This window comes from Photobacterium lucens (assembly GCF_009873615.1).
Lineage (GTDB): Bacteria > Pseudomonadota > Gammaproteobacteria > Enterobacterales > Vibrionaceae > Photobacterium > Photobacterium lucens.
In genome coordinates this window covers 1-11,207 of sequence record NZ_SSMG01000314.1, presented here as the reverse complement: position 1 = coordinate 11,207, position 11,207 = coordinate 1, and the positions used below count along the sequence as shown (strand labels likewise).

Here is an 11,207-nt window from a genome sequence, read left to right as displayed (position 1 = left end):
ACACTTAACTGCACGAGTAAAAAACACACAAATAATTAAAATGGTTATATAAAATCCCTAGTTAGCACAGGCCACCAGCATTCCACCTTTCTTCATACTGCCCTAAAGATTGATCGCATCTCAAGTACTTTTTATAAACTTTTTTGCTACAAACCAAAGATGATCACAGATTTTTTTGCTGAGAATTATTAAACAGCAAAATGTGATATAGCGCACATTATTAAGTTCTAGATTTAGTAATCTGAATTCAACCCAACGAAGGGTAGCAAACGAGGAAGATAATTATGACATTAGAAATCACTGGCAAAAACATCGATATCACCCCGGCTATCCGTGAGCGTTTTGAATTTAAGTTCAATAAGTTAGAAAAACTTCAGGTGCCGCTAATCAAAAAGCATGTTGTGATTAGCAAAGAGCCAAACAAGCAATTTAAAGTTGAAGCTGCAGTTAATATCGCAGGAGGAGAGTTGGTTGCTTCTGCAGAGCATGATGACCTGTTTGGTGCAATTACAGAGCTTTACCAAAAGCTTGACCGTCAGCTTAAAAAGCAAGCTCACAAACCTAATGCACGTCGTGCTAGTCACAGTGAAAAACCTGGACTAGTTGAAGAAGAAGCAGAACTAGACGACGCATAATCATCGCTACATTATAAGGATTTAAAATAGCCCCGCTCTGCGGGGCTATTTGCTTTATCGCATCAACATTCATTAATGCTTCTATGTTTTATCACCTTATACATCACCACTCTTTTCCATCCTTAATCATTCCCGCTAATCAGCTTGACATTAAATACCCCGCTGCATAATGTGACTAAAGATAAAAAGTGACCACTCAGCTTGTAATAAACACATAGCACCTATACCCATAGATCGCACTGTGTTTATTTAGATAAGCTACATTCGGAAATCTGATAGGGACGCCAATGACCGATACTCGCTACTCTCTCGACGACATTCGTAAAAATGTTAGTCGTATCGATAACGCTTTACTTGAACTACTGGCAGAGCGACGTACGCTTAGTTTAGAGGTGGCAAAAAGTAAAATTAGCACAGCTAAACCTGTTCGTGACCAAGCTAGAGAGCAAGAGCTATTATTAAAGCTTATCGAAACAGGTAAACAACATCAGTTAGATCCACAATACGTAACACAGATCTTCCATACCATTATTGAAGACTCGGTTTTATTTCAACAAGCCTACTTACAAAAACTAGCCAATCCTGACAGTGCAAATCCATCAGCACGTGTTGCCTTCCTTGGCTCAAAAGGCTCGTATTCGCATCTTGCTAGTCGCAATTACTTTAGCCGTAAGCAAACGGATTTAGTCGAGATCAGCTGCTCAACATTCCGTGATATTTTCAATATTGTTGAAACCGGTAATGCTGACTACGGTGTATTACCGATTGAAAACACCAGCTCAGGCTCAATTAATGAAGTCTACGACTTATTGCAGCATACCAGTCTTTCTATTGTTGGAGAGATCACTCAACCGATTGAGCACTGCTTGCTGACTGCGGTAGAAACCAATGTAGAAAAGATTGATACCTTGTATTCTCACCCACAGCCCCATCAACAATGCAGTGAATACCTCCATAGTATGGGCAGCATTAAACAAGAATATTGCTCAAGCACTGCTGATGCAATGAAACAAGTTGCCAAGCTAAAACAACCTAACGTCGCAGCAATTGGTAATGCATCCAGTGGTGAGCTTTATGGTTTAACGGCAATCCAGTCTAACATTGCTAACCAACAAGAAAACTTTACTCGCTTTATTGTGGTGGCACGAAAAGCGGTTGATGTAACATCGTTGATCCCAGCTAAAACCACACTGATTATGTCAACGGCACAAAAAGCAGGCTCACTGGTTGAGTGCTTACTGGTGCTTCGTAATCTCAATATCAACATGAGCAAGCTTGAATCTCGCCCTGTAATTGGTAATCCATGGGAAGAAATGTTCTATGTGGATGTAGAAGTGAATTTGAAATCTGCCACTATGCAGCAAGCATTAGAAGAACTTACTCGCCTAACACGCTTTATCAAGGTATTAGGCTGTTATCCCAGTGAAAATGTTGCACCAACGGATGTTGATATTATCGAATAATATTTACCAATAGATAATAAAAGCCCGTAATGATCATCAGATCATTACGGGCTTTTTTATCATGCACTAACTATGCTTTACGATGAGTTGAATCGTTCGCCTGCCTAAGCAGTCCCTGGCTCTCTGCTAAAAAATGTTCAGCGTAATCGCCAAACCATCCTGATACCTGACCAAAGGCTTGTTTAAACGCATCTTTGTCTTGGGCATCTAGCATTTCAATTGCTTCACCAAACCGCTGATGGAAACGTTTGATCATCGCAATATTCTGTGGTGCCGACATAATAATGTCACCGTACAATTGTGCGTCCTGAGCAAACAAACGCCCTACCATCGCCAGCTCTAAGCGATAAATAGGTGAGCTTAACGACATTAACTGCTCTAGCTTAGGATCTTCTTCTGCAAGGTGAACACCGTAAACAAATGACGTAAAGTGACGCAGCGCCTGGATCAAGGTCATGCCCTGATCATGTTCAATCGCACTGATACGATTTAGCGTTGCACCCCAAATCTGAAACTGCTCCAGTAACCACTGGTAACTTTCAGGGTTACGACCATCACAGTACACAATCACCTGTTTTGCCAGACTTGGAATATCAGGACCAAACATTGGGTGCAGGCCAACCACAGGGCCTTTGTGTACTTCCAGCATCGCCTGTAATGGACCACTTTTCACCGATGTTAAATCAGCAAGTAAGCAGTCTTCTGGTAAGTTACCTAGCTTTGCGATCACAGACTCTGTTAAGTGGATAGGTACAGAGACAATCACCATACCCGCATCATGCAAGAGCTCATCTGCACGATCCCAGTCTTGGCTGCCCAATACTTTTACTTGATAGCCTGATAACGTCAGTAAACGATTAAATAATTTACCTAATTGCCCATTACCACCAACGATAACAATAGGGCGTAATTGTGGGTTTAAACACTTAAAGCCAGAATCATTTTCACTGGAATATGACTCTCGCATTGTACGACGTAATACATCTTCAATTAGATCCGCCGGCACACCTTTACGTTCTGCTTCTTCACGACGAGAAGCCAACATGGCCGCTTCACGATCTGGTGCATAAATCGGTAAACCATGTTGGCTTTTTACCACACCCACCTGCTCGACTAATGCGAGACGTTGAGCCAGTAACTCAACCATTTGACGATCAACATCGTCAATTTGATCTCTTAATTTGCTTAACTCAGCAACCATGACTTCTTTCTATCCGTAATTATTTAATTCGATTTTGTAAAAACGGCACTAATTCCTTATGTGCCTGACGCAATAGTTGTTCTGTCGTTTCCCAACTAATACATGCATCAGTTATCGATACACCGTATTTCATCTCATCACGAGGAAGATCCGCACTTTGATTCCCTTCCTTCAGATGACTTTCAATCATCAATCCAATAATAGACTGATTTCCTTCACGGATCTGATGAATAACATCTTCAGCAACCAAAGGCTGGCGACGATAGTCTTTACGAGAATTGGCATGACTACAGTCTACCATTAAGGCAGGAGAAAGACCTGATGCAACCATCTCGTTTTCACATTCTCTTACTGAAACAGAATCATAGTTGGTTTGCTTACCACCACGTAAGATAACATGGCCATCAGGGTTACCTTGAGTATTGAGTAATGCAACCTGCCCCTCGGGATTAATACCCATAAACTTGTGACCTGATGCTGCCGCCTGCATCGCATTAATCGCGGTTGCCAAGCTACCATCTGTACCATTTTTAAAGCCAACCGGCATGGATAAACCGCTTGCCATTTCACGGTGTGTTTGTGATTCAGTAGTACGTGCACCAATGGCTGCCCAGCTAAATAAATCACCTAGGTACTGCGGACTAATTGGATCCAGTGCTTCAGTTGCTAATGGAATACCTTCTTCAACTAAGTCCACCAATAACTGACGACCTATGTGCAAACCTTCTTCTACGGCAAAAGAGCCATCAATATGCGGATCATTAATCAATCCTTTCCAACCCACAGTAGTACGCGGCTTTTCAAAATATACCCGCATCACAATGTAAAGTTGATCGCTAAGCTCTTCAGCTAACTGCTTTAACTTCTGTCCGTAAGCTTTAGCTTGCTCTACATCATGAATAGAGCACGGTCCGCATACGACAAGTAAACGATGATCTCGCTTGTGAATAATATCAGCAATAGTTTGACGAGATTGCTCAACAAAAGACAATGCTTGTTCTGAAACAGGTAGGTTTTGTTTTAGCTTTGCAGGCGTAATAAGAACAGATTCATCTTCGATATGAACATTATTGAGTTGGTCTTTTTGCATAGTGGCATCCCTGTCGTTTATTTGTTAGCGCGAAACACAATCCTTGTTCCGTTATCACTACATCCATTAGTAACATCATGCTAACAAACATAACAAGCCTTGATGGTTTAATGCAATAGCACTGTAAATAAAAAACACCACCTGTAAATTTAAATTTACATCAGTGGTTCAATGCAAAAAATAAGAGCGACCACACTGACTGTGCCTGCCCTTATTTCATCATTCATTTTCGTATAATTATAAAATTGGCTCGCGTGACATATAGCGCTCAAAACCTTGTTGCCATTTTGCTTTAAATAATGGGACTTCACGACGATATTCACAAATTCCCCAATTTGAATCCCCTTGCTCACCTAACTGCAATACATGCTCAATCGAGCAGTAATTATCACGACCTTTATTATAGCCTTGCATATATTCTTGATGATTAGGCGTTTCCGTCGCGTCATATTTATCTGAAATTTTATCGAGTTGTGCTGTCGTTAACGCAGCTCGACCACTAGCGCCGTCATAAAAACCGAGCTTTTCAAAATTTCCTTTGCTGATCAAAGAGGACTGTGTGACACAGCCAGATAGAAAAACAACGGAAATCACACCTAGCGTAGAGATTAACTTCATCTTTTTTTCCTCTTATTTTTCGTAAGAATCGTCTTTTCTATTCAACTAAAAAGCATTTCTTTTCAGATTATTCACCCTTCATTTGATGCTAATCAAAATAAGCATAAACAAACCAATAGGTTAAGAATTACAAAACATGCACTTCAACAATTATGAATTTTATACAACATGAGGATTATTTAACCTATTACTATCTTCAAAAATTAGTGAGTAATTTATATGGATTCAGTAACGATACAGCCAACATCAACATTACCTCACTATTTGCACGGTTCTGTGACTTTAGTCGGTGCCGGACCTGGTGATCCTGAGCTACTCACCGTTAAAGCTTTAAATAGTATTCTCGATGCTGACGTTATTTTGTATGACTTTCTTGTTTCACCAGAGATCGTTGCTCTCTTTCCTAAGCAAAGTCACGCTATTGCTGTTGGCAAACGCTGTAATGGGCAATCAACCTCACAGCAAACGATTAATGAACTTTTATTGCAGTACGCCCAACTAGGCAAAAAAGTTTGTCGACTAAAAGGTGGAGATCCTTTTATTTTTGGGCGCGGCGGAGAAGAAGCACTCTTTCTAGAACAACATAATATTCAGTGCGCCATTATTCCCGGTATTACAGCAGCAATGGGATGCTGTAGTTATAGCGGTATTCCATTAACCCATCGCCAAGTATCACGCGGATTTACAGTGATCACTGCACATAGTCAAAAAGATACGCATCAAATTAATTGGCAAGCATTGGTCGAATTACAACATAGCTTAGTTTTTTATATGGGGCTCAATCGAGCCGAGCAAATTGCAGCACAATTAATGCGTCATGGTATGGCGGCGTCGACTCCTATCGCCATTATTAGCCAAGGCACAACACCAAACCAAAGTCAGCTCATCACCTCTTTAGTTCAGCTCCCCGAACAACTTGCGAAGCATGCTCTACCAAGCCCTGCACTTATCGTGGTTGGCGATGTGGTTACCTATCATCATCAAATCCACAACACCTTGCTTCGTGATATCGAATATTACTTATAAAGGCTACTGATCATGGAAAAATATCTCAGTATGGATGAGTTGAATGACGTCTTTCGTCAACTCGGCTCACAATACAAAATTATGGCACCCGCCTATGAACACTTTGGCGGCCGTTTTGCTCACACCGATAACCTGCTTTACCAAGAGGTAAAATCAGCAGAACAAATCGTGTGGAAGAAAAAATCTCATTTTTCACCTAAAGAAGTGGTATTGCCTATCACTGAAACCCTGTTTTACTTTAATGGTGATGAGTTAAGAGAGTCCCGTATCGATCCAAGACCGACCCTACTTTTCCTTCGTAGTTGCGATATTCATGCGTTGGAACGTCTTGATCATATGTATTTGAAAAATGGTGGTAATGCGGATTACTACTACGAAATGAAACGCAAAAAACTCAAACTCATTCTGCTCGAATGTAGCGCAAGTTTTGAGAACTGTTTTTGTGTATCAATGGGGACCAACCAAACCGATAATTACGATGCCGCAGTTCGATTTAGTGATGACGGCCTTCATATTCAAATCAACGATAATAGCTTGAAACCGCTATTTGAAACCGTCGGTAAAGAAACAGACTATCAACCACAATTTGTTCAGTCTAACCCAACAACAGTACGTACTCCTGACCAAGTGTGTGATGATCCGAACCTCATCAGACAGATCCTGCAAAACGATCCAAGCTGGGCACAATACGATAGCCGTTGTATTGGTTGTGGTCGCTGTACTACCTCTTGTCCGACGTGTAGTTGTCACAGCGTCTTTGATGTCGCTTATGATGAAAACCCAACTCAAGGTGAGCGCCGCCGTCAACAAGCCAGTTGTATGACTGGTGACTTTACCAATATGGCTGGCGGTCATAAATTCCGTGAAAAAACCGGTGAGCGTTTACGTTATCGTGCACTGCATAAAGTCAATGACTACAAGGCACGTGAAGGTACTAACCATATGTGTGTCGGTTGTGGTCGTTGTGATGATCGCTGCCCACAATACATTTCTTTTACCACCATCGTTAATCGTATGACCGATATTGTCGAACAACACCTCATTGATCGTCAAAAGGAGAAAGCTGATGTCTAGTCAATCAACCGCTCACCAATGTAGTTGCGGTGATCATAAAAATATTCTACTACCAAAAGCTTACCCTATTTTGGCAATCACTAAACACACAGAGCTTGAATGGAACTTCCGTGTTGCTAAAGATTTTGACGCCAAGCTAGGGCAATTTGTTGAAGTCTCTCTACCCATGGTGGGTGAAGCGCCAATTTCAGTCTCTGATTGCGGTGATGATTACGTTGATTTATTGATCCGAAATGTCGGTAAAGTAACCAATCGTCTCTTTGAACTCAATGTTGGTGACAATGTTTGGATGCGTGGCGTTCATGGCAATGGTTATCCAATAGAGCACTATCATCATCGCCATCTTGTCATTATCGCTGGCGGTACGGGGGTTGCTCCAGTTAAAGGGCTAATGCGCCACTTCTCTGAACACCCAGAAAAAGTGAACGGTATGGACATAATCCTCGGTTTTAAAAATAAAGAAGCCGTTTTATACCGTGATGAAATGCCATTATGGCGTGAACGTCAAAACCTCATCACAACCTTAGATGAAGGTGAAGAAGATGAAGAATTTCATCTTGGTTTAGTGACCGCACATATCGACAAACTGGATCTGTCCGATCTCGCCAATACCCAAGCGATTGTGGTAGGCCCACCTATTATGATCAAATTTGCAGTACAAGCGCTGCTAAAAGAGGGACTCACCAAACAACAAATTTGGGTAGATTACGAACGTCGCATGGCCTGTGCTGTTGGTAAATGTGGACACTGCCGTATGGGAGAAAAATACGTGTGTATTGATGGCCCTGTATTTCGTTTTGATGAAGCTGAGCATTTGGTCGATTAGGAGGCAATCATGGGATTAGATATCGATATTATTAAAACCCGTGCTAAAGGTGATTATCGCCTATCGAAAGTACGTGGTGAGTGCATGATCAGTGTACGTATTCCCGGCGGTATTATGCCTGCTTATTTATTATCAACAGCACAGCATATCGCAGAGAAATACGGCAACGGGATCATCCACCTAACAACACGACAAAAGCTGGCTATGCCCGGTATTCATTACCACGACATTGATAAAGTAAATGCAGAGCTTGAGCCCTTTATTCAAGATATTACTGTCGAAATGTGTGGTATTGAAGTGAAAGATACCAAAGCGGGTTACCAAAGCATTGCCGGACGTAACATTGTCGCTTGCCAAGGTAGCCGTATTTGTCAAAAAGCTAACACCGATACTACAGGGCTTGCTCAACGCTTAGAGCATCACATCTATCCACAGCCTTATCACTTAAAGATTGTCGCAGCTGGTTGTCCTAACGATTGTGCAAAAGCAAATATGGCTGACTTTGGTATTCTAGGTATCGCCAAAATTAACTTTACACCAGAACGCTGTATTGGTTGTGGCGCCTGTGTACGTGCTTGTCAGCACCATGCAGTTAACTGTTTATCATTGAAAAATGGTAAAGCAGTGAAAGAAGAGAGTAAATGTATTGGCTGTGGTGAGTGTGTATTAGCTTGCCCAACATTGGCATGGCAGCGCGATCCAAAACAGCTTTATATGGTTAAGCTTGGTGGACGGACATCAAAGAAAACACCGCGTGTAGGTAAAACATTTTTAAATTGGGTTACTGAAGATGTCATTCATCAAGTGATCAGTAACTTACTTGAATTTGAAAAAGAGATGCTTGAAGGTACACCCGTTTACCTTCATATGGGGCACTTAATTGACCGAGCTGGCTACCACAAATTCAAAGAGCGTGTATTACACGGGGTAACATTAAACCCCGAAGCACAAGTTGCAGAGCGTATTTACTGGTCAGAAGAAGAGTACGTTGCCAATATTCATTTAAAATAAACGACGTTACAAATCCGATAGCCTATCTCGTTGATAGGCTTTCATATTGCATGATTTCAAGACATGTCATGCAATACAAAAAAAGCCCACCTTTCGGTGGGCTTTTTAATTAAACGTCTAAACGTCAAGCGTTTAAAGCTATTACTTAGATAGCTTCTCACGGATACGTGCTGATTTACCAGAACGCTCACGTAGGTAGTACAACTTGGCACGACGTACTGCACCACGACGTTTAACAGTAATGCTGTCAACTACTGGAGAGTGAGTTTGGAACGCACGCTCAACACCTTCACCGTTCGAAATCTTACGAACTGTGAATGCAGAATGTAGACCACGGTTACGGATTGCGATTACAACGCCTTCGAAAGCCTGTAGACGCTCACGGTCACCTTCTTTAACCTTAACCTGAACAACAACAGTGTCACCTGGTGCGAATGCAGGTAGGTCTTGTTTCATTTGCTCTTGCTCAAGAGCTTTGATGATGTTACTCATTTGGTATATACCCTAGAATAAACTGATACTAAATTAATTAAATGCTTGCTTTATGTTCGCGGATAAATTCCGCTAGCAAGAATTCCTGATCGTCAGTCAGAGCTAGGTTTTCCAGGAGCTCTGGTCTTCTCAGCCATGTACGGCCCAACGATTGTTTTAATCGCCAGCGACTAATATCTTTATGATTGCCAGACATTAATACCGAAGGTACTTCCTGTCCGTCCAACACTTCTGGTCTTGTGTAGTGGGGACAATCTAACAAGCCATTTGCAAAAGAATCTTCTTCTGCTGACGCAAAGTCGCCTAATACGCCCGGTACAAACCGAACAACAGCGTCTACTAACGTCATGGCTGGTAGTTCACCACCCGTTAACACAAAATCACCGATAGACCATTCTTCGTCTACCTCTTGTTGGATAATGCGCTCATCAACCCCTTCATAGCGACCACAAATAAGAATCAGATTCTCATTGGTTGCTAACTCCTCAACACCAGCCTGATCCAGCTTACGGCCCTGAGGGGAAAGGTAGATTACTTTAGCCTTACCTTTTGCAGACTGTCTGGCAGTGTGAATGGCATCGCGCAATGGCTGCACCATCATTAACATACCTGGTCCACCACCGTAGGGGCGATCATCTACCGTACGATGTTTGTCGTGCGTAAAATCACGAGGATTCCACGTTTCGACAGTCAAAAGGCCTTTTTTTACCGCCTGGCCTGTTACCCCAAAATTGGTAATGGAAGAGAACATTTCAGGAAAAAGGCTGATTACACCAACCCACATGTTACTCACCTTAATTACCGGAGGTTAAAACTCAGGATCCCAGTCAACTTCGATCCGCTGAGCAGTGCGATCAATCAACTTGATGACCTGCTCATCGAGGAACGGAATTAAGCGTTCCTTCTGCCCAAAAGCATCTTTTAAGTTCGCCTTAACAACTAACACGTCGTTTGAACCTGTTTCCAGGATATCTGTAACTTTACCTAGGTCGTAACCTTCAGTTGTTACTACAGACATACCAAACAACTCACGCCAGTAGAATTCTTCATCTGACAATGCTGGTAGTTGCTCAGCCAATACAGCGACTTCAGCGTTAGTGAAAACTTGGGCTTCCTCGCGGATGTCCATGCCTTCTAGCTTAGCCACTAGGCCTTGGCCATGACGTTTCCATGATTCAACATGGAACTCTTTCCACTCGCCCTTTACTTTAATTAGCCAAGGGGTGTAAGAGAAAATGCTTTCAGATTGTTCGGTGTAGGAAAAAACTTTGAGCCAACCCTTGATACCGTAGGTGGCACCCAGTTTACCGACAATAATGTGGTCTTGGTTTTTATTGCTCATCGTTTCTCTTCTACCTTAAAAATCAAATTAAGCTGCTTTAGCTGCATCTTTGATTAGTTTTGCTGCGCGGTCAGTCACAGAAGCGCCTTGACCTACCCAGTGGTTTACGCGGTCTAGGTCTAGACGTAGACGCTCTTCTTGACCCTTAGCTAGTGGGTTGAAGAAACCGATTTGCTCGATGTTACGACCGTCACGTGCACAACGTGAGTCAGCAACAACGATTTGATAGAATGGACGCTTCTTAGCGCCGTGACGTGCCAAACGAATGGTTACCATATCGTCCTCTTTGCATTACTGTAAATTAAATTGGCCCCGCTTAAAAAACGGGGCCCGTGCCAAAATAAAGCCTCGGAATTTTACTCTTTAGAACGACGAATGCAACTTCTTTAGTTACTTTTTCGCCAGTAAAATAACCAATCGACTTTAAAA

General features: G+C 42.1%; 13 protein-coding genes. 6 read left to right on the top strand and 7 right to left on the bottom strand.

The features are described 5' to 3' along the window. Window positions 1-284 precede the first annotated feature (284 nt). Both hpf and pheA read left to right on the top strand, forming a co-directional pair. Complete coding sequence (gene hpf, locus E5A76_RS13785) at window positions 285-635, top strand: ribosome hibernation-promoting factor, HPF/YfiA family (protein WP_053986445.1); 351 nt, start codon at window positions 285-287, stop codon at window positions 633-635. 287 nt (window positions 636-922) lie between these two features. Further along, window positions 923-2,098, top strand: coding sequence for a prephenate dehydratase (pheA, locus tag E5A76_RS13780; protein WP_053986446.1), 1,176 nt, complete (start codon window positions 923-925; stop codon window positions 2,096-2,098). Between the two features lie 70 nt (window positions 2,099-2,168). On the opposite strand, the gene tyrA is transcribed toward pheA, so the two are convergent. The 3 genes from tyrA to E5A76_RS13765 all read right to left on the bottom strand — a co-directional run bounded on the left by tyrA (window position 2,169) and on the right by E5A76_RS13765 (window position 5,007). Further along, window positions 2,169-3,299: a bifunctional chorismate mutase/prephenate dehydrogenase gene (gene tyrA, locus E5A76_RS13775; RefSeq protein WP_161119268.1), complete on the bottom strand. Its 1,131-nt coding sequence runs from the start codon at window positions 3,297-3,299 to the stop codon at window positions 2,169-2,171. 19 nt (window positions 3,300-3,318) lie between these two features. Continuing rightward, complete coding sequence (locus tag E5A76_RS13770; RefSeq protein WP_161119267.1) at window positions 3,319-4,389, bottom strand: 3-deoxy-7-phosphoheptulonate synthase; 1,071 nt, start codon at window positions 4,387-4,389, stop codon at window positions 3,319-3,321. Between the two features lie 237 nt (window positions 4,390-4,626). Next, entirely contained in the window at window positions 4,627-5,007 is a 381-nt protein-coding gene (locus E5A76_RS13765; protein WP_161119266.1) for a DUF2799 domain-containing protein, read from the bottom strand. 219 nt (window positions 5,008-5,226) lie between these two features. Between E5A76_RS13765 and cobA the strand changes: the two genes are divergently transcribed. The 4 genes from cobA to asrC are packed head-to-tail and all read left to right on the top strand — an operon-like array spanning window position 5,227 to window position 8,944. After that, the gene (cobA, locus tag E5A76_RS13760; RefSeq protein ID WP_161119265.1) at window positions 5,227-6,033 is read left to right on the top strand and encodes a uroporphyrinogen-III C-methyltransferase; all 807 of its coding nucleotides are present in this window, start codon (window positions 5,227-5,229) and stop codon (window positions 6,031-6,033) included. Between the two features lie 12 nt (window positions 6,034-6,045). Next, window positions 6,046-7,107 (top strand): anaerobic sulfite reductase subunit AsrA, encoded by a 1,062-nt coding sequence (gene asrA, locus E5A76_RS13755; RefSeq protein ID WP_161119264.1) that lies wholly within the window; start codon window positions 6,046-6,048, stop codon window positions 7,105-7,107. Further along, window positions 7,100-7,933: an anaerobic sulfite reductase subunit AsrB gene (asrB, locus tag E5A76_RS20420; RefSeq protein WP_187695644.1), complete on the top strand. Its 834-nt coding sequence runs from the start codon at window positions 7,100-7,102 to the stop codon at window positions 7,931-7,933. The genes asrA and asrB overlap by 8 nt, the downstream gene beginning before the upstream one ends. Before the next feature lie 9 nt (window positions 7,934-7,942). Continuing rightward, window positions 7,943-8,944: a sulfite reductase subunit C gene (gene asrC / locus E5A76_RS20415; protein WP_187695643.1), complete on the top strand. Its 1,002-nt coding sequence runs from the start codon at window positions 7,943-7,945 to the stop codon at window positions 8,942-8,944. A 141-nt stretch (window positions 8,945-9,085) separates the two neighbouring features. On the opposite strand, the gene rplS is transcribed toward asrC, so the two are convergent. Genes rplS through rpsP form a run of 4 tightly spaced genes read right to left on the bottom strand, consistent with a single transcriptional unit; the run spans window position 9,086 to window position 11,054 of the window. Continuing rightward, window positions 9,086-9,436: a 50S ribosomal protein L19 gene (gene rplS, locus E5A76_RS13745; protein ID WP_008988046.1), complete on the bottom strand. Its 351-nt coding sequence runs from the start codon at window positions 9,434-9,436 to the stop codon at window positions 9,086-9,088. Window positions 9,437-9,473: 37 nt separating this feature from the next. Continuing rightward, window positions 9,474-10,220 (bottom strand): tRNA (guanosine(37)-N1)-methyltransferase TrmD, encoded by a 747-nt coding sequence (gene trmD / locus E5A76_RS13740; protein ID WP_161119263.1) that lies wholly within the window; start codon window positions 10,218-10,220, stop codon window positions 9,474-9,476. A gap of 24 nt (window positions 10,221-10,244) precedes the next feature. Further along, on the bottom strand, window positions 10,245-10,778 hold the full coding sequence (rimM, locus tag E5A76_RS13735; RefSeq protein ID WP_008988044.1) for a ribosome maturation factor RimM: 534 nt from the start codon (window positions 10,776-10,778) through the stop codon (window positions 10,245-10,247). A 27-nt stretch (window positions 10,779-10,805) separates the two neighbouring features. After that, on the bottom strand, window positions 10,806-11,054 hold the full coding sequence (rpsP, locus tag E5A76_RS13730) for a 30S ribosomal protein S16 (RefSeq protein WP_008988043.1): 249 nt from the start codon (window positions 11,052-11,054) through the stop codon (window positions 10,806-10,808). Between the last annotated feature and the right edge of the window lie 153 nt (window positions 11,055-11,207).